The sequence below is a fragment of the Candidatus Phaeomarinobacter ectocarpi genome, assembly GCF_000689395.1.
Lineage (GTDB): Bacteria > Pseudomonadota > Alphaproteobacteria > CGMCC-115125 > CGMCC-115125 > Pyruvatibacter > Pyruvatibacter ectocarpi.
In genome coordinates this window covers 689,487-707,503 of record NZ_HG966617.1, presented here as the reverse complement: position 1 = coordinate 707,503, position 18,017 = coordinate 689,487, and the positions used below count along the sequence as shown (strand labels likewise).

Annotated in this window: 15 protein-coding genes; 7 read left to right on the top strand and 8 right to left on the bottom strand. The window is 58.7% G+C overall.

What is annotated here, in order from left to right:
- Positions 1 to 26: 26 nt before the first annotated feature.
- Positions 27 to 893: a universal stress protein gene (locus tag BN1012_RS03390; protein WP_043948525.1), complete on the bottom strand. Its 867-nt coding sequence runs from the start codon at positions 891 to 893 to the stop codon at positions 27 to 29.
- 263 nt (positions 894 to 1,156) lie between these two features.
- Here BN1012_RS03390 and BN1012_RS03385 point away from each other — a divergent pair, with 263 nt between their 5' ends.
- Both BN1012_RS03385 and BN1012_RS03380 read left to right on the top strand, forming a co-directional pair.
- On the top strand, positions 1,157 to 1,729 hold the full coding sequence (locus BN1012_RS03385) for a YfbR-like 5'-deoxynucleotidase (RefSeq protein ID WP_043950593.1): 573 nt from the start codon (positions 1,157 to 1,159) through the stop codon (positions 1,727 to 1,729).
- 130 nt (positions 1,730 to 1,859) lie between these two features.
- Positions 1,860 to 2,930, top strand: coding sequence for an NUDIX hydrolase (locus BN1012_RS03380; RefSeq protein ID WP_244442939.1), 1,071 nt, complete (start codon positions 1,860 to 1,862; stop codon positions 2,928 to 2,930).
- A gap of 23 nt (positions 2,931 to 2,953) precedes the next feature.
- Here BN1012_RS03380 and BN1012_RS03375 read toward each other — a convergent pair whose 3' ends face one another.
- Positions 2,954 to 3,661 (bottom strand): MerR family transcriptional regulator, encoded by a 708-nt coding sequence (locus BN1012_RS03375; RefSeq protein WP_171815899.1) that lies wholly within the window; start codon positions 3,659 to 3,661, stop codon positions 2,954 to 2,956.
- Between the two features lie 95 nt (positions 3,662 to 3,756).
- Here BN1012_RS03375 and BN1012_RS03370 point away from each other — a divergent pair, with 95 nt between their 5' ends.
- On the top strand, positions 3,757 to 5,058 hold the full coding sequence (locus BN1012_RS03370; RefSeq protein WP_043948523.1) for a cytochrome P450: 1,302 nt from the start codon (positions 3,757 to 3,759) through the stop codon (positions 5,056 to 5,058).
- Here BN1012_RS03370 and BN1012_RS03365 read toward each other — a convergent pair.
- Positions 5,042 to 5,650 carry a hypothetical protein gene (locus tag BN1012_RS03365; RefSeq protein ID WP_043948522.1) on the bottom strand — a complete coding sequence of 203 codons (609 nt, stop codon included), beginning with the start codon at positions 5,648 to 5,650 and terminating at the stop codon, positions 5,042 to 5,044. The two genes, BN1012_RS03370 and BN1012_RS03365, sit on opposite strands and share 17 nt — an antisense overlap.
- A gap of 281 nt (positions 5,651 to 5,931) precedes the next feature.
- Here BN1012_RS03365 and nadA point away from each other — a divergent pair, with 281 nt between their 5' ends.
- The 4 genes from nadA to BN1012_RS03345 are packed head-to-tail and all read left to right on the top strand — an operon-like array spanning position 5,932 to position 10,430.
- Entirely contained in the window at positions 5,932 to 7,035 is a 1,104-nt protein-coding gene (gene nadA, locus BN1012_RS03360; RefSeq protein ID WP_043948521.1) for a quinolinate synthase NadA, read from the top strand.
- A gap of 31 nt (positions 7,036 to 7,066) precedes the next feature.
- A complete protein-coding gene (locus BN1012_RS03355) occupies positions 7,067 to 8,683 on the top strand; it encodes an L-aspartate oxidase (RefSeq protein WP_043948520.1) in 1,617 nt (538 codons plus the stop codon).
- Between the two features lie 3 nt (positions 8,684 to 8,686).
- Positions 8,687 to 9,553: a carboxylating nicotinate-nucleotide diphosphorylase gene (gene nadC / locus BN1012_RS03350; RefSeq protein WP_043948519.1), complete on the top strand. Its 867-nt coding sequence runs from the start codon at positions 8,687 to 8,689 to the stop codon at positions 9,551 to 9,553.
- A gap of 46 nt (positions 9,554 to 9,599) precedes the next feature.
- A complete protein-coding gene (locus BN1012_RS03345; protein WP_043948518.1) occupies positions 9,600 to 10,430 on the top strand; it encodes an SDR family oxidoreductase in 831 nt (276 codons plus the stop codon).
- Between the two features lie 55 nt (positions 10,431 to 10,485).
- Here BN1012_RS03345 and BN1012_RS16595 read toward each other — a convergent pair whose 3' ends face one another.
- From BN1012_RS16595 to BN1012_RS03320, 5 genes are all read right to left on the bottom strand, one after another.
- The gene (locus BN1012_RS16595; RefSeq protein WP_052534479.1) at positions 10,486 to 11,292 is read right to left on the bottom strand and encodes a cell wall hydrolase; all 807 of its coding nucleotides are present in this window, start codon (positions 11,290 to 11,292) and stop codon (positions 10,486 to 10,488) included.
- A gap of 565 nt (positions 11,293 to 11,857) precedes the next feature.
- Positions 11,858 to 14,524, bottom strand: coding sequence for a pyruvate, phosphate dikinase (gene ppdK, locus BN1012_RS03335; protein WP_043948517.1), 2,667 nt, complete (start codon positions 14,522 to 14,524; stop codon positions 11,858 to 11,860).
- 2 nt (positions 14,525 to 14,526) lie between these two features.
- On the bottom strand, positions 14,527 to 14,748 hold the full coding sequence (locus BN1012_RS03330; protein ID WP_043948516.1) for a hypothetical protein: 222 nt from the start codon (positions 14,746 to 14,748) through the stop codon (positions 14,527 to 14,529).
- A gap of 3 nt (positions 14,749 to 14,751) precedes the next feature.
- Positions 14,752 to 17,073 (bottom strand): glycine--tRNA ligase subunit beta, encoded by a 2,322-nt coding sequence (gene glyS / locus BN1012_RS03325; RefSeq protein ID WP_043948515.1) that lies wholly within the window; start codon positions 17,071 to 17,073, stop codon positions 14,752 to 14,754.
- Positions 17,066 to 17,971 (bottom strand): glycine--tRNA ligase subunit alpha, encoded by a 906-nt coding sequence (locus BN1012_RS03320; protein WP_043948514.1) that lies wholly within the window; start codon positions 17,969 to 17,971, stop codon positions 17,066 to 17,068. The genes glyS and BN1012_RS03320 overlap by 8 nt, the downstream gene beginning before the upstream one ends.
- Between the last annotated feature and the right edge of the window lie 46 nt (positions 17,972 to 18,017).

The following is an 18,017-nucleotide window of genomic DNA, read 5'->3' as shown; positions in this document are numbered from 1 at the left end:
GGAAGTACTCCTCTTCAGTTGGCTCTCTAGTGAGCCATCAAGACTGGGATGGTTGCATGGGAGCGAATGTGCCGGGTGACACCTCCCAATACGAGTTCGCGCAGACGCGAGTGGCTATAGCCGCCCATCACGAGCAGATCCGCCTTGAGGTTGCTGGCCTCTTCCAGCAGGACCTCGCCGGTGTTGCGGCTGTCTTCAGGCACGAGATGAATTTCGGCTTTGACACCATGAAGCGTGAGATATTCAGCCAGAGAGCGCGCACCGGGCGCATCGGTGATGCCGTCCTCGTCAACGCAGACGATGGTCACTTTGGCCGCAGACGTGAGAAACGGCATAGCCGCGGTCACCGCATTGGCGGCTTCGCCACTTTCGTCCCACCCGATGGCAACGCTTGTGCCCACTGTCGTCGTGGCCTGTGCCGGGGCCAGAAGGACGGGGCGGCCTTCGGCCAGCATGCATGTTTCAAGTGCATTGGGCCCGGACGTTTGATCCCGCGCAGATGCATCAGCCACAATCACCAGATCAGCCAGACGGCTTTCAGCCGCAATAACTTCAGCCGCGCGGCCTGCTTTGACCCTCACGCGCGCGGACGCGGTGCCGGGCTGTGTGTCATCGGACAAAGCCAGACCGGCGTCCTCGGCGGCCTTGGATGCTGATGCGCGGCATTGTTCTTCGGCGGAATCAGCGGCTTTGCGAGCCGTGTCGATGATGTCCTCCACAATAGGACCGGATATGCCTTCCCCCAGATAGGGCAATGCATCTGTCGGATTGGGCCGCACAAAGAGAATGTCCGCCTGCGCCTCAAACCGCTTGGTGAGGGCAAGTCCTGTATTGAGCGCGCCCATGTCGGAAGGCGAACCGTAGAGGGGGCATAAAATGCGTTTGATGGACATGAGACTGTTCCGTTCGATGCTCGTGGCAATGGCTAGATCAAATTTGAAAACAGTCTAGCCGATGCCACCCCTACAATGTGAAGCCCGGTGCGTTTTCCTGCCATGATTTGGGTCAAACCGGGCGATTTGTGCAGGCTCAATTCGGCATCTGCAATCGACAAGCGGTTGCGAATTATCTACTCAGGTCCCTTGAGCCACTGCCCACCGGGAGACCCGCCCTGCCCCCTCGCAAAAAGACCGAAGCGCCGCGCGCCTGGCAGCGAATGCTGAGCGGGCGGCGGCTCGACCTCATCGACCCATCCCCACTGGATGTTGAAATCGAAGACATTGCCCACGGGCTTGCCCGCGTTGCGCGATGGAACGGCCAGACGACCGGAGATCATGCCTATAGCGTGGCGCAGCACTCACTGCTGGTCACAGACCTTGCGCAGGCATTTGCGCCGGACTGGGACCAAACCAAGTTGCTGGCCGCATTGCTCCACGACGCCCCTGAATATGTGATTGGCGACATGATCAGCCCCTTCAAGGCGGCTCTGGGCGTTGACTACAAGGACTTTGAAGGACGGCTGGAAGCAGCCATTCATGTGCGGTTTGGCATACCGGTTCACACGCCCAAGCATGTGGAACGGACTATCAAGCGCGCTGACACTGTGTCCGCCTATCTGGAGGCGGTTGAGCTTGCCGGATTTGAGCCCGATGAAGCTTCAAAGATTTTCGGGCGTCCGCGGCTAACACCGGCACAATCCCGCGCGGCGCGCCGTTGGATCAAACCAATGCCTGCGAGCGATGCGCAATCGGCCTATCTCAAGCGATTTGCGACCCTAGCCGCAAAATAGCGGCGCAAAATTGCCTTTCAGAATCAATGCCTTCATAATGCTGAATGTGAGCAAAAGGTGTCGCGTGCGTGTCAACAAAACCCGCAATAGTGCGTCCGGCTGGCTCTATACCAGATGAGAGGGTGGCTGCATGGCTGCGGCATCAGATGCAATGGCTCCAATTGGGCCTGCATCATTTGGAGATACATCGACCGCGGTGGTCGTTGGCTTGAACGCCGCCATTGTCACCGTGGCGGAGCAGGAACCGCGCACGCTCATCGTCCGCTCACCTGACGAAGGTTCGCCTCACCACTCAGACACGTGGGATGCACTTCCCTTCGGACCGTTCGACCCGCTTGTCCACCGGACCATGGCGACGGGATTGCATGCCTGGGTGCAGGAACAGACCGGACTTGATCTTGGGTATGTCGAGCAGCTCTACACCTTTGGCGACCGAGGCCGAAACCGGTTGCCTGACGACATTGGCCCCCACATCATTTCGGTTGGATATCTTGCGTTGGTCAGTGCCGATGACCTTGGAGAAGACGCATCTGCGCCGGAAAGCGGATGGCGCGGCTGGTACAGCTATTTCCCCTGGGAAGACTGGCGGCAGGCTCGACCGCGGATCATTGACGAGGCTATCGCGCCCCTGGTGAGTGCGTGGGCGGAAAGTGCCAACACACCGGCATTGAAGTCAGAACGCACGCAGCGACTGAACCTTTGCTTTGGGCTTGGTGGCGTTTCCTGGGATGAGGAAAAGGTTCTGGAGCGGTTCGAGTTGCTCTATGAAGCAGGTCTTGTGGATGAAGCCGCCCGTGACGGACGGCGCAATGCTCAGCGCAAGGTGAACACGCCAGAGGGCAAACAGGATGTGCCGCCACTAGGCGATCCCATGCAGCATGATCACCGGCGCATTCTAGCCACCGCCATGGGCAGACTGCGCGCAAAACTGAAATATCGCCCGGTCGTGTTTGAACTGATCATGGAAGAATTCACGCTCACAGAACTGCAGCGCACAGTTGAAGCCGTCATGGGCGTCAAACTTCACAAGCAGAATTTCCGTCGTCTTGTAGAGAAGGCCGGGCTTGTTGAGCGCACCGGACGCATGACCACGAACACGGGCGGAAGGCCGGCCGAGCAATTCAGGTTCCGCCGTGAAGTCGTGACCGAGCGCGCGGCACCCGGCATGCGGGTGGGTGTGCCACGTCGCAGCACATCATGACGATGTGCATCTTCATCTGCTGATCAGTCGGAGTCAGGCTTTTTGGGCAGGACAGCAGCATCGGCAAATGCCTTCAGCACAGCCTTTGTTCTGAGATGGCCAAAGAACGTCATCATCCTATTGATTGCTTCCAGCGCCATGTCGGCAGCATCTTCAATCCGCACCTTGCCTTCTATCGCTTCCAGAAACCGATCAACCTCCGTCTGACCCAGAGCCTTGGCTGATGTGACATAGAACGCCAAGAGCTCCGTCGTGAATCCATTCTCTTCGGTGAAGCCTGCTGCACGCATCTCTCCCCAGATGGCAACAAGATCAGCATCAGTGCGCGACAGCATGGGCGTACCGGTGTCTGTGCTCATTTCGATTGCGCCGATTTCCTGAAGACCGGCCGCGTCTTCTGGCGCATTCGGGTTGCGCGCAAGAACAGACGAAAGCGGCACAAGCGCATCAAACTGATCGAGGCGCGCCGCAACCATTTGCTCCAGATGTGGAAATGCTCCGACGCCAAGCGACGCATCGGACAACTCTCCGGACAACACGCGGCCGATCTGAGGCAGGGTCAGACCTTCTTCCTTATGCAGGCGGCGGATCATGCGGATGCCATCGACATGAGCCTGATCATAGTCGGCCACATTTGGCTTGGAGCGCTGGGGCTCGGGCAATAGCCCGTGCCGGAAATAGACGCGAATGGTCTCGCGATTGACACCTGTCGCCTGTTCAAGGTCTCGCATTTTCATCGCATTGAGATACCTGATTTTCGCGTATTTACGTAACGCATTTTTGCGTATAGTGTTTACGCGAAACAACCAAAACGGGAGGTGATATCATGGGTGCGGCATCACACAAGGCTCAAACATCGCTATCAGAGCTGGTTGCTCCGATTTTCAACCCCGCGAGTTTTTCACATCGAGACAAGATCGACGGGATCTTCACGACCCTACGCCAGGACAACCCCCTCGCCTGCGTGGAAGTGCCCGGATATGACCCTCACTGGATGGTCACCAAGTATTCCGACGTCAAAGAAATCACTCGTCAGGACAACTTGTTCCACTCAGGTGACAGACCGAAGATCCTTCACAGTCAGGCCGGCGAGGCGCTGGCGAGGTCTTTTACCGGCGGCTCTCCCAATCTCTTTCAGTCTCTCGTTCAGCTTGATCCGCCTGAACACACTGCGTACCGCAATGTTCTGCAGGGTGAGTTCATGCCCGGCGGCATTGCAAAGATGAAAGAGAACGTCGCCAAGACAGCGCAGGAATTCGTGGACCAGATGGCGTCACTCGCGCCCACTTGCGACTTTGCTGACGACGTTGCCATGAACTATCCATTGCAAGTCGTACTGGACATCGTGGGCGTCCCGCGTGAGCACCACCCCAAGATGCTGCAGCTGACGCAGTGGCTTTTTTCCTACGCGGACCCTGATCTCAAACGGCCGGGCTCGGACATCACGGACCCGGAAGAAATCATCAAGACCTGGAACGTTGTTTTCACGCAGTTCCATGAGTTCTTCATGCCACTGGTGGAAGCCCGCCGGGCAAACCCCAAGGAAGACATCGCGTCACTCATTGCAAACGCCAAGATCAATGGTGAGAGCATGGAAGAACGCAAGATGATTTCATATTTCGGCATCCTTGCGACAGCGGGTCACGACACAACGTCTGCCACAACCGCATTGGGCATGAAGATGCTCGCTGAGAACCCGGACATGCTGGCAAGGTTGAAGGAGAAGCCCGACCTTATTCCCAGTTTCGTCGAAGAGTGCATCCGCTGGGGATCACCGGTTCAGCACTTCATTCGATCTGCAACTGAGGACTACGTCCTGCGCGGTCAGACGATCCGCAAAGGCGACCTGCTGTACATCTCGTATCTGTCTGCCAACCGGGACGAGGAAGAATTCGACGACCCATTTACCTTCAAGATGGATCGGGCACCCAATCGCCATGTCGGATTCGGGTTTGGTGGACATGTGTGCCTGGGCCAACATCTCGCTCGTCTTGAGATCCGCACCATCTGGCAAACGCTTCTTCCGCGCCTCACCGAGGTGGAACTCACCGGCCCGGTCAAATTCACAGAATCGGAATTCGTCTGCGGGCCCAAATCTGTGCCTATTAGATTCAAGATGGACGGATAACTCGCGGCATGGTTTTCCGCCGCACAAGTATGACCGCAACAAACATCACACATGCGATGCCGACAGCGGCTGGAAACAGGACTGTTGTCCACGAATAGTTTTCCAGAGCCGCTACCACAAAGCCGTTTCGCAAGGCCCCAAGCGCAAAGAAAAGCGCATTCTCTTCATACGGGGAGACATAGGCTTTTCTGACGGATGGGCCAAAGCCCAGAAGGTCAACAATCGTCAGCACAAAGACGGCCAGGAACGGGTTTGCTGTGGCAAACCAAAGTGGCAGTGCACTGAGGGCCAGCGCCAGAAAGACCCAGTCGATGGGGACAATACTCTTGTCGGCCGACTTGGCGAGTGCGAGCACTGCAACAAAAAACGTGATGACCCCGGAGATGCCGATGGGCCAAGCACCAATGCCTGCACCATCAGCAAGCTGCGCAAAAAAGACGATGACAGTCCCTGCGGCCCAGATCATCCACGAAAACACATGCGGCTTTGTCTCCTCGCGCAGGATCGAGCGGATGTAGGGATAAAAAGCCACAAAGGTCAGAATCAGGGCGAGCGCACTGAGGACGGCCTTTATTGTGGGGATGTCTTCCATGAGAGGAGCAAAGCACAGCCGAGAGACCGGATTGCACGGCCAAAAACAGATACCGCCATTGCACCATCACATGCGCCACAGGTTTCTTGGGACAAATGGCACACCAGCCTGCCCTTGACGGCGACCCGTTTCAGGCCATTTACTTTACTTGACAGGAGTAATGCTCATATGTAGCATTACTCAAGAAATTTACAGAGCGGAGTTGTGTCCGCCTTTTTTGCGGCCCCCTTTATGCTCTAAATGAGTATAAGCCGCACACCAGCCCCAAGGGAGGCCTGGCTATGACGATTGTGTATGAACGCAGCGCGTATGATGTCAGTGCAAATGACGGCATCAAGAGCGCCAAGGCCAAAAAGCCTGTGGCGAAGAAGCCTGTTCCGGAATTTGACGTGCCGGAATACACGCCCGGTCTGGCCAAGGAAATGGCGCCGATGTACGCGCGCCTCTCCAAGGTGATCCCGTCTGTCGAGTGGCCTTTCTTCGCGCCGTATATTCACGAGATCAACCGGATCAAGAAGCAGAAGAATGCTGTGATCCTGGCGCACAACTACATGACGCCAGAGATTTTCCATGGCGTTGCTGACATTGCCGGTGACAGCCTGCAGCTGGCCATCGAAGCCACCAAGGTTGAAGAGCAGGTGATTGTTCAGTGCGGCGTGCACTTCATGGCGGAAACGTCGAAGCTGCTGAACCAGGAAAAGACCGTCATCATTCCAGATGAGATGGCCGGCTGTTCGCTGGCGTCTTCCATCACGGGTGCAGACGTCCGCGCCATGCGCGAGGCATACCCCGGTGTGCCGGTTGTGACCTATGTGAACACATCCGCTGATGTTAAGGCGGAGACAGACATCTGCTGCACGTCCTCCAATGCATTGAAGGTTGTTGAGAGCCTCAACACGCCGCGCGTGATGTGCATTCCCGACGAGTATCTCGCACGCAATGTGCAGAAAGATACAGACGTCGAGATCATCACGTACAAGGGCTCCTGTGAGGTGCATGAGCGCTTTACGCCGGAAGAGCTGCGCGAGTACCGGGAAAATGACCCGGGCATCAAGATCATCGCGCACCCTGAATGCCCGCCCAATGTGCTGGATGAGGCCGACTTCTCAGGCTCCACATCAGCCATGATCAACTGGGTGAAGGACAATCAGCCATCCAAGGTGATGATGGTGACCGAGTGCTCCATGTCGGACAATGTGGCTGTTGAAAATCCCAACGTGGATTTCATTCGCCCGTGCAATCTGTGCCCACACATGAAGCGGATCACCCTGCCGAAGATCCTGGCCTCCCTGCACACCATGCAAGATGAGGTGCTGGTTGACCCGGCGATTGCAGAGCGCGCGCGGCTGCCGATTGAACGCATGATTGCGCTCAACAACAACTAGCTAGCGCCAGATCGCAGAAGGCCGAAAGCCAATGGCACAGGCCACGTCCAATTACAGAACTGCTGAACAGCTGGCCGGCGACGCCCTTGTGGCGGGCGCCGGTCTTGCTGGCCTGTTTACGGCATTGAAGCTGGCGAACGCCGGCCGACAGGTCACAGTGCTGGCAGGCATCCCGCGCAAAGGCGGGGCGACCTCCACATGGGCGCAGGGCGGCATTGCCGCGGCACTGGGCGCTGATGACTCTGCTGACCTGCATGTGGCTGACACACTTGCCGCCGGTGATGGACTTGTCGATGAAGCTGCCGCGCGCGCGCTGGCGGATGACGCAGCTGCGCGCATTTCAGACCTTGAGGCCCTTGGCGTTGCCTTTGACAAGAAACCCGACGGATCATTCTCCCTTGGCCGCGAAGGCGCACACTCGCGCAACCGCATTGCCCATGTGGGCGGCGATGGCGCAGGTGCCGCCATCATGTCGGCATTGGGCAAGGCTGCACTGGCCCACGACAACATCCATATCGTGTCCGGCTGGCATGCTGCTGATCTGATCGTCGAAGGTGGCGCAGTGACGGGCCTTATCACGCGCGGTGGCGTGGAGCCTGACGCCCCTAGCCTGCGGTTCCGGGCGGACGCGACCGTACTTGCAACAGGTGGCGTTGGCGCTCTTTATGCGGTGACGACAAATCCCGCTGGATCGCGCGGTCATGGCATTGGCCTAGCCGCGCGCGCCGGCGCGTTGGTAAGCGATGTGGAGTTTGTGCAATTCCACCCCACAGCCATCGCCTGTGATGAAGACCCTGCTCCATTGGCAACAGAAGCATTGCGAGGCGAAGGGGCCACCTTGCTGCGCGCAGACGGGTCCCGCCTGATGGAAGGTGTGCATCGCGATCTGGAACTTGCGCCGCGAGACATTGTTGCGCGCGAGATTGCCAAAGAGATCGGCAGCGGCGGCACGGTTCTTCTGGATTGCCGCGATGCGGTGGGGAACCGATTTGTGGATCGTTTTCCGTCTGTGTATTCCGCCTGCCAGCGCAATGGGATTGACCCACTCAGCCAAGCGATCCCGGTGGCTCCGGCAGCGCATTACCATATGGGCGGCGTCGTTACGGACCTTGCCGGCGTCGCAAGCCTGCCCGGCCTTTACGCCTGCGGAGAGGTGTCGCGCACGGGTGCCCACGGTGCCAACCGTCTTGCCTCCAATTCCCTTCTGGAATCCATCGTCTTTGGGTCCCGTATTGCCGACAGCATTGCTTCGATAACGGGTGGCGCATCGCGCCCCAAGGAAGCCCCCGCTGGCGGGTCCGCTCCAACTGGCGACGACCCCCATGCATCACATATACAGACCCTGCGCCAGAGCATGGCGCGCAATGTGGGCGTTGCCCGCGACGCCACATCGCTTGAGGAAACGCTGTCGCTGATCCGAGACCTTGAGGACCAGGCGCTGCCGGCGGCCAGCGGGTACCGCAACATGCTTGCCGCGGCGCATCTTGTTGTTGCCGCAGCCCATCGCCGGCATGAAAGCCGCGGCGGCCATAGTCGCCTCGACTATCCGCAGAGCGATGATGCACTGACGCGGCATCTGCCTCTCACTCTGGAAGAAGCGCGCGCGACCGCCGCAACGCCTGCTCCACAAACCGCAAAAACGGCCTGATTCATGACAGCACTCACTCTCCCACCCATGCCTCGCCTGATCGTCGAGCCTGCCGTGCGCAATGCGCTGGAGGAAGACCTTGGCCGTGCGGGTGACATAACCTCGGACTATGTCGTGCCGGAAAATACACGCGCGCAAGCACGGATCGCAGCCAGAGCCACAGGCGTTGTGTCAGGACTTGATGCGGCACGCGCTGCCTTTCGGATGGTTGATCCAGACCTTCTCATCGGCATTGAAAAGCGCGATGGGGATCTGATCGAGCCGGGCGATGCAATCTGTCATCTTGATGGCAAGGCGCGTTCCATTCTAACCGGCGAGCGGGTTGCCCTGAACTTTCTGGGGCACATGTCGGGCATTGCCAGCGCTGCAAAGAGCATGACCGACCTGATTTCTCATACCAAAGCCAAGGTGACCTGCACACGCAAGACAACACCTGGTCTCCGCGCGTTTGAAAAGCACGCGGTGCGCAGCGGCGGTGGCGCGAACCATAGATTTGGCCTCGATGATGGTTTGCTCATCAAGGACAACCACATCGCTGTCGCTGGTGGCGTGACTGCGGCCATAACAGCTGCGCGCTCACAGGCAGGCCACATGGTGAAGATTGAGTGCGAGGTCGACACCCTTGATCAGCTCCGCGAGGCGCTGGACGCAGGTGCGGAAGCTATTCTGCTCGACAACATGTCACCGGACATGCTTGCCGAAGCTGTGGCCATCAACGCAGGTCGCGCCACGTTGGAGGCTTCGGGCGGCATTACCAGCGACACCATCAAGGCGGTGGCCGAAAGTGGTGTGGATCTGATCTCCGTTGGCTGGCTGACCCACTCAGCGCCGTCGCTTGATTTAGGGCTGGATATCGATTTCGGCGACTGACCGCCCTACACTCCTCCCTAGAAAAAGTATTGCAGGGAGGAAGACCATGTCCAAATCAGGGGACCGCAAATCCATATTCATCACCGGTGCCGCCAGCGGCATGGGTAAAGCGACAGCGGATCTGTTTGCTGAAAAAGGATGGTTTGTCGGTGCGACCGACGTCAATGAGGCCGGACTGCAGGCCCTTGAAAGCGAAATCGGCGCAGACAACTGCTTCATCTCGACGCTGGATGTGACAGACGGTGATGCTTTCGCTTCGGTCCTCGAAGCATTTGCCAAGGACACAGGCGGCACGCTTGACCTGCTGTTCAACAATGCCGGCATTGGCGCGGGCGGGTTTTTCGATGAGATGACATTTGATGAAGTGATGGCGGTCGTAAACGTCAACTTCGTCGGCGTGATGCGGGGCATCCACCTTGCCTATCCGCTGTTGAAAGCCACTCCCAACTCGCTGTGCTTCACAACATCTTCTTCATCAGCGACCTATGGCATGCCGGGCATCGCCGTTTATTCAGCGACCAAGCACGCGGTCAAAGGTTTGACGGAAGCTTTGTCTATTGAGTTTGCGCGTCATGGGGTCCGCGCTGCGGATGTTCTGCCCGGCTTGATTGACACACCCATTCTTCCCGAGGGAACGCAGGACGGCGCGCCGACCGAAGGCATGTTCCGGCTGATGCCGGCGTCATCTGTCGCGGACAGCGTCTGGGATGCGTATCACACGCCCGAGAAACTGCACTGGTATGTGCCGGAAGAGATTGGTGATCTGGATAAAGCAGCCGGCAACACGCCGGAGCTTGTGCGCGAGCAGATCAAGAGCACCGGCCCGCTGGCAGCTGTTATCCGCGAGATGGAAGAAAAAGCGGCAGCTGCACAATAGCAGCCGCCGCATTTCGCATCGTCTTGTTCATGTCAGGGTTAGAGGCAGAAGTGCTCTAGCTTTCCTGCGGCGCGTGGCGATTCACCCACCGGTAAAATATATGCTTGCCAACTGTGGTGGTCTCGTTCAGCGTCGGTGCCCAGTACGGTGAAACATAGTCGGCGTGGTAGTGCGTCGCCTTGCCGGTGACTTCTTCCCACTGCACATCAAGCATCACATATGCGGCCAGGTTCTGGGACTTTTTCCAGGCATCCTTTTCACCCGGTGTGTCCTTGATCCCGTCGCAGGTCCAGGAGAACTGGCAGCCTGTCTTGAGGTGTGAGCCTTGGAATACAACCGCGCAAATGGTGCTGGGGTAGCGCTTGTCCGCAACCCGTGTCAGCACAACCTCCGCCACGGCAAGCTTGCCCTTGGCGCCTTCACTGCGGGCCTCAAAGTAGATGGCCTGTGCAAGGCAAAGACGTTCGCGATCAAGCGCCTTTGGAGAGAGCTTTGCAAAACGCTCGGCCAGCCGGCCTTCGCCTGCAATCTGCACTGCGTTTTCGACCACGGCATAGAAGGTGCCGTCGCTCATCGCTTTTGTGACGGCGGGCAGCGTGCTGATGGGCGCGCTAAGACGTCCACCGGCGACGCGCGAGCGGGCGCGCTCAGACGCGGCGCGCACCTGCGGCGCATCGCTGATGCTTGCCGTTTCTGATTTCAGGGTAAGGGGCCCCGCCACGCCGGGCAGAGCACCGGTCGCAACCGCGCCGATGGCAACAAAGAGGGCTGCCACGCCCGTGGCTGCGGTGATGCGCATGGTTTTGCGCTTGGCGGTGAACGCCAGAAGTCTGGTCACAACGGTGTCGAAGCTCTTAGGCATCGTCCTGTCTCCAAATCCAGTCCTGCCCGAGAGATGTCCCAAGCAGATGGCGTGAAAGGTTCGGGCGCGCATCTCTTGCGCAACCGTCACAAACCGTCTTCACGCCCCCAAAAACAAACGGATCTACGTATCCGCTATCTCACTTCGGCACGTCATCTTCTGACCTGTGCCGCTTTGGGCCTGGAAATTGGAGATAATCGGCGGAAAGCGTCCCTAGCCTCGCCCAGTCCATCCAGCCCACTCACAATCAGGCAATCTGTGTGCCACTCTTTTTCTGAGTGGCGTTGCCGGATCGGAAACTCATTCAGCGAACCCTAGTGACAAGTTTGTCAATACAATCGCTGTGATTAGGGAAGTAGCATTTACATATGCGGTCTTCAAGAGGAGAACCGTCACAGACCTGTGAAGTTCCCTAATCCATTGAAATTGTGGGACTTTTTCTGGTGAAAAGCGGCCATGCACCAGACGCAAACCGGTTAATATATGTTGCACTGCACACGCATACTTGCGCTGTTTTCAGCCATATATGGTGCAATGCAGCAAAATCTGGCGGGCAGGTGCCGAATCAGACCTGAAGTGCAGATTGTGCAGCCGCGAGACGGGCAATCGGCACCCGATAGGGTGAGCACGACACATAGTCGAGACCGACGGATTCACAGAACCGGACAGATTCCGGGTCACCGCCATGTTCACCACAGATGCCCAGCTTGATATCGCTGCGGGTGGCGCGGCCGCGCTCGACGCCAATCTTGACCAGTTCACCCACCCCATCGGGATCAAGCGACACGAACGGGTCCTGCTCGATGAGGCCCTGGTCCTGATAGTTCTTCAGGAACATGGCCGCGTCATCGCGGGAGATACCGTAGGTGGTCTGGGTGAGGTCATTGGTGCCGAAGGAGAAGAACTCGGCCGTCTCGGCAATCTGCGCGGCCTGCAATGCGGCGCGCGGCAGCTCAATCATGGTGCCGACCAGATAGTTGAGCTTCTTGCCGGTTTCTTTTTCAACCTCACCGGCAACAGCAACGATGCGTGCCTTGAGGACGTCGAGCTCCTGCTTCATGGCCACAAGCGGGATCATGATTTCCGGGGTTACCGGTTCGCCGGTCTTTTCAGCGGCCGCGATGGACGCTTCAAAAATCGCGCGGGCCTGCATCTCGTAGATTTCCGGATAGGAAATACCCAGGCGGCAGCCACGATGGCCCAGCATCGGGTTGAACTCATGCAGTTCGTGCGCCCGCTGCTTGAGCTTGGCGGCGTCAATGCCGGAGGCCGCCGCCACTTCGTCCATTTCAGCGTCCGTCTGCGGCAGGAATTCATGCAGCGGTGGATCAAGCAGGCGGATCGTCACCGGCAGGCCGGACATGATCTCGAACAGATCAGCAAAATCCTTGCGCTGCATGGGCAGGATCTTGTCCAGCGCCACCTTGCGGCTGGCCTTGTCGTGCTCATCAGCCAAAATCATTTCACGCACAGCCACAATGCGCTCTGCCTCAAAGAACATGTGCTCGGTGCGGCACAGGCCGATGCCCTCTGCGCCGAACTTGCGGGCAGTCTCTGCGTCGGCCGGTGTTTCCGCGTTGGTGCGCACCTTCATGCGGCGGGCTTCGTCGGCCCAGACCATCAGCTTAGCAAAGTCGCCGGAGAGTTCCGGCTGCAATGTCGGTACTTCGCCGAGGATCACCTGGCCTTTTGAGCCATCGATGGTGATGACGTCACCCTCTTTGACGGTCTCGCCGCCAACGGTGAAGGTCTTGCCCGCATAGTCAACGCGGACGGTGCCGGCACCCGACACACAGGGGCGACCCATGCCGCGCGCCACAACCGCTGCGTGGCTGGTCATGCCGCCGCGCGTGGTCAGGATGCCTTCCGCGGCGTGCATGCCGTGAATGTCTTCGGGGCTTGTTTCAATCCGCACAAGGATGACGCGCTTGCCTTCCTGCATGCATTCCACAGCGTGCTCAGCGGTGAACACAACGGCACCGGACGCGGCACCGGGAGACGCGGGCAGGCCTGTCGCAATCACATTGCGCGGCGCATCGGGATCAAGGGTCGGGTGAAGCAACTGGTCAAGGGAACCGGGCTCCACGCGCAGCACAGCTTCGTTGGAGGTGATGAGACCTTCATCCACCATGTCACAGGCAATCTTCAGCGCGGCCTTGGCCGTGCGCTTGCCGTTGCGGGTCTGCAGCATCCACAGCTTGCCCTGCTGGACGGTGAACTCGATGTCCTGCATGTCGCGGTAGTGGCCTTCGAGCTTCTTGTAGATGTCCACAAGCTGGCCGAACACCTCCGGCATGGCTTCTTCCATGCTGGGGTCGTTGGAGCCTGCTTCAATGCGCGACTGCTTGGTGAGGTTCTGCGGCGTGCGGATACCGGCCACCACGTCCTCGCCCTGGGCATTGATCAGGAACTCGCCGTAAAACTCTTTCGCGCCGGTGGACGGGTCGCGCGTAAACGCAACACCGGTCGCGGACGTGTCGCCCATATTGCCAAACACCATGGCCTGCACATTGACGGCAGTGCCCCAGCTTTCAGGAATGTTGTGCAGGCGGCGATAGGTGTCCGCGCGGTCATTGCGCCAGGAGCCGAACACAGCAGAGATCGCGCCCCAGAGCTGGTCACGCACATCCTGCGGGAAGGGCTGGCCCAGTTCGCGTTCAACAGCCGCCTTGTAGTGGCTGATGATCTCTTTCCAGTTGTCGGCAGTCAGCTCGGTATCGAGCGTCAGTTCGTTGTCTTCCTTGAAGGTCTCAAGAATTTCCTCGAAGTGATAGTGGTCAACACCCAGCACCACGTCAGAATACATCTGGATGAAGCGGCGATAGCTATCGAGCGCAAAGCGTTCGTCGCCGGACAGCTTGGCAAGCGCACCAATGGTTTCGTCGTTGAGGCCAAGGTTCAAAACCGTATCCATCATGCCGGGCATCGAGGCACGGGCACCGGAGCGCACAGACACGAGAAGCGGGTTGGCCGTGTCACCAAACTTTGCGCCGACGAGCGAGCCCACATGCTCTAGCGCCGCATCCACTTCGCCGGACAGCTCAGACGGGTACTGACGATTATTGTCGTAATACGCAGTGCACAGCTCGGTGGTGATGGTAAAGCCCGGCGGCACCGGCAGACCAAGATTGGACATTTCAGCAAGGTTTGCGCCCTTGCCGCCCAGAAGGTTGCGGTCGCTGGCGGACCCTTCCGCCTTGCCGTCGCCGAAGCTGTACACCCACTTGGTCATGGTTACTCGCCTGTCTTGCGGTGTGATTTGAGATTATGAATGAAGAGGAGCGGTTTGCGCGGCTCTGCTGCCTTGGCATTGCGTGGCGCTGCCGTTGTCTGGATTGTCCGGTTAAACCGGACAATGGCGGCAGGTGTTTGATGGTGGACCCATTTTATCACGCCATCCTCCGGCTTGACCGGTGGATCCATGGGCATTGCCGCAAACTCAATGATGTCAGCCATGGCTCAGCCCTCTACCTTGGAAAAGTCTGCGACCGTGTGCAGCGCGTCGCGGATCTGCGCGAGCAGCTTCAAACGGTTTTCGCGCAATGCGGGGTCGTCTGCGTTGACGGTGACATCATCGAAAAACAGATCGACAGGACCGCGCAGCTTTGCCAGTGCCGCCATGGCCCCGGCGAAATCTTCCTTCGCCACGGCCTCGCGGGCGATGCCGGTCGCTGCATCAATGGCGGCGTACAGATCACTTTCGGCTTTTTCGGCAAACAGCTCGGTACTGGCCGCGCCGGAGACAGCACCGGTCTTCTTTTCTTCGATGCGCAGAATGTTGGCTGCCCGCTTGTAGCCCGCCAGCAGGTTGGCGCCGTCGTCGGTCGCCAGGAAATCAGACAGCGCATTGACGCGCTGAACGATGAGCCAGAGGTCGTCACGACCTTCCATGGCAAAGACAGCGTCGACGAGGTCGTGACGGGCACCATGATCACGCAGGTAGAACTTCAGGCGGTCGGCAAAGAAGGAGAGGAGATCATCTGAAAACTCCCGAAGGTGCTGAAGTTCGAACAGCACATGAGGCTCGATTGCGGCCCAAACATAGTTCGTATCAACATTTAACACTTCATCGAAAACGAAGGTCCGCGCGCCGCCAACCTGCCAGTTTTCCATGCTGTTCATCAAAACCCGAACGACATTCGAATTACCGATAACAGATATATCAAGAGAGCTATTGTCGGCGGCCCACCTTCGCGCAAACTCAATGTGCTTTTCATCTTCAACACTGAGCGTCGACCGCACATGCGCTTGTCTCTGAAAGCTCTCAAACCAATGGAAACAAGCAACATTGAAGATGCCCTCTAGGCCCGTCCTGACCTTGTTTTCCAATACAAGCCGCACCACGCCAAGAGCGGCTCGGCGCAGCGCAAATGGATCCTTTGAGCCAGTTGGTTTTTCATCGATCGCCCAAAAGCCAGTCAGAACATCTAACTTGTCAGCTAGAGCTACAGCGACGGAAACAGGGGCCGTCGGCACGTCGTCATTCGGGCCTTGCGGCGCGTAGTGGTCCCGCACGGCATCTGCAACTTCTGCATCTTCACCATCTTCGAGGGCGTAGTAGCGGCCCATGATGCCCTGCAGGTCCGGAAACTCGTACACCATGCCGGTGCTGAGGTCGGCCTTTGACAGGTGCGCGGCACGTTCGGCCTTGTCCGGGTCAGCACCAACCTTAGGAGCCAGTTCGCGAGCGAGCTTGGCCACGCGCTCAGACTTGTCATGCACCGTGCCGAGCTTGGCGTGGAAGACCACTTTCTTGAGATCTTCGATGCGGCTGTCGAGGGTGCGTTTCTTGTCTTCGTCCCAGAAGAAACGGGCGTCGGAGAAACGGGCGCGGAGGACGCGGCCATTGCCGTCGGCTATCGCTTTGCCGCCGTCTTCGGCTTCCACATTGGCGACGCAGACAAACTTGGCGGCCATCTTGCCGGTGGCGGCATCGCGCACGGCGAAATATTTCTGGTTGGTGCGCATGGTGCTGGTGAGCACTTCCGGCGGCACGTCCAGGAAACTTTCATCAAACGTGCCCAGAAGTGGGACGGGCCACTCCACAAGGCCTGCGACTTCTGCCAGCAGGGCGTCGTCTTCGACCAGTTCAAGGCCCTGCGCCTGACACAGGGTCTTGGCGTCGGCCAGAATGCTCTGCATACGGAGCTCTGCGTCGACCATCACCTTGGCGCGATCAAGGCTGACTTCATAGTCTTCCAGCCGGTGCACCTTGATGGGGTCCGGCGCCATGAAGCGATGGCCGTAGGTGGTGTTGCCGCTCTTGATGCCGTCCACTTCAAACGGCACGACCTCGCCATCAAACGTGCAGACGATGGAATGCAGCGGGCGCACCCAGCGCAATGTGCCGGTGCCCCAACGCATGGATTTGGGCCAGGGGAATTTTCGAACAGTGTCGGGAATGATGTCCGCCAGCAGGTCCGGCACCGGACGGCCCGGCTTTTCAATCACGGCGACGTAGAACGCGCCTTTCTTGTCTTCCTGCTGCTCGCACTCATCCACGCTGGAAAGCCCGGCAGACTTCAGGAAGCCTTCAAGCGCTTTTTCAGGCGCACCAACGCGGGGGCCTTTGCGTTCTTCCTTGCGGTCGGGTGCTGCACCCGGCAAACCACCAAGCGCGAGCATCAGGCGGCGCGGGCCATAGTGGATACGTGCCCACTCATAGGTGACGCCAGCTTCCACAAGATCACCGGTGATCATGCGCTGCAGATCTTCCGCTGCGCGCTTTTGCATGCGGGCGGGAATTTCTTCGCAGAAAATTTCAATGAGTGCTTCAGGCATCAGAGGCCTCAAGCTGGGTCTTCAGATAGGCTTCGCTGCAACCCTTGGCCAAATTGCGCACGCGGCCGATATAGGCCTGCCGCTCGGTGACAGAGATGACGCCACGGGCATCCAGCAGGTTGAACCGGTGCGAGGCCTTGAGGACCTGATCGTAGGCAGGTAGCGGCAGCGCTGGCTCATGGTTGAGCAGGTTCTGGCATTCGCGCTCGGCCTGATCGAACTGAGCAAAGAGTGTTTCGGTGTCGGCCGCGTTGAAGTTGTGGTGCGAGTATTCAACTTCCGCCTGATGGAACACGTCGCCGTAAGTGACTTTCTTGTCGCCGTCAGCGCCGTTGAAATCCAGCTCAAAGCCGTTATCGACACCCTGCACATACATGGCGAGGCGCTCAAGCCCGTAAGTCAGCTCGCCCGACACCATCTCGACTTCGATGCCGCCGACCTGCTGGAAGTATGTGAACTGCGACACTTCCATGCCGTCACACCAGACTTCCCAGCCAAGGCCCCAGGCACCGACGGTGGGGTTTTCCCAGTCGTCTTCCACAAAGCGGATGTCGTGCAGCTTGGGATCGATGCCCAGCGCGTACAGGCTTTGCAGATACAGCTCCTGGATATTGTCAGGGCTGGGCTTCAGGATCACCTGAAACTGATAATAGTGCTGAAAACGGTTCGGGTTCTCGCCATAGCGGCCATCGGTGGGGCGGCGCGACGGCTGCACGTAGGCGGCGTTCCACGGCTTGGGGCCAAGGGCCCGCAGGATGGTCGCCGGGTGCAATGTGCCCGCGCCCATCTCCATGTCATAGGGTTGCAGCAGCACGCAGCCCTGCTCCGCCCAGAAGCGCTGGAGGGTCAGGATCAGGCCCTGAAAAGATGTGTCGGCCTTGGGCCGTGACGCGGTCATGGAGGCGGGTGTGCTTTACCGGAATGGGTTCAAAACGCGGCCAAAA

Bases quoted from the DNA above. Each gene is read 5' to 3' on its own strand.
- BN1012_RS03390 (WP_043948525.1), bottom strand. From the start codon at position 893: ATGTCCATCAAACGCATTTTATGCCCCCTCTACGGTTCGCCTTCCGAC.
- BN1012_RS03385 (WP_043950593.1), top strand. From the start codon at position 1,157: ATGCTGAGCGGGCGGCGGCTCGACCTCATCGACCCATCCCCACTGGAT.
- BN1012_RS03380 (WP_244442939.1), top strand. From the start codon at position 1,860: ATGGCTGCGGCATCAGATGCAATGGCTCCAATTGGGCCTGCATCATTT.
- BN1012_RS03375 (WP_171815899.1), bottom strand. From the start codon at position 3,661: ATGCGAGACCTTGAACAGGCGACAGGTGTCAATCGCGAGACCATTCGC.
- BN1012_RS03370 (WP_043948523.1), top strand. From the start codon at position 3,757: ATGGGTGCGGCATCACACAAGGCTCAAACATCGCTATCAGAGCTGGTT.
- BN1012_RS03365 (WP_043948522.1), bottom strand. From the start codon at position 5,650: ATGGAAGACATCCCCACAATAAAGGCCGTCCTCAGTGCGCTCGCCCTG.
- nadA (WP_043948521.1), top strand. From the start codon at position 5,932: ATGACGATTGTGTATGAACGCAGCGCGTATGATGTCAGTGCAAATGAC.
- BN1012_RS03355 (WP_043948520.1), top strand. From the start codon at position 7,067: ATGGCACAGGCCACGTCCAATTACAGAACTGCTGAACAGCTGGCCGGC.
- nadC (WP_043948519.1), top strand. From the start codon at position 8,687: ATGACAGCACTCACTCTCCCACCCATGCCTCGCCTGATCGTCGAGCCT.
- BN1012_RS03345 (WP_043948518.1), top strand. From the start codon at position 9,600: ATGTCCAAATCAGGGGACCGCAAATCCATATTCATCACCGGTGCCGCC.
- BN1012_RS16595 (WP_052534479.1), bottom strand. From the start codon at position 11,292: ATGCCTAAGAGCTTCGACACCGTTGTGACCAGACTTCTGGCGTTCACC.
- ppdK (WP_043948517.1), bottom strand. From the start codon at position 14,524: ATGACCAAGTGGGTGTACAGCTTCGGCGACGGCAAGGCGGAAGGGTCC.
- BN1012_RS03330 (WP_043948516.1), bottom strand. From the start codon at position 14,748: ATGGCTGACATCATTGAGTTTGCGGCAATGCCCATGGATCCACCGGTC.
- glyS (WP_043948515.1), bottom strand. From the start codon at position 17,073: ATGCCTGAAGCACTCATTGAAATTTTCTGCGAAGAAATTCCCGCCCGC.
- BN1012_RS03320 (WP_043948514.1), bottom strand. From the start codon at position 17,971: ATGACCGCGTCACGGCCCAAGGCCGACACATCTTTTCAGGGCCTGATC.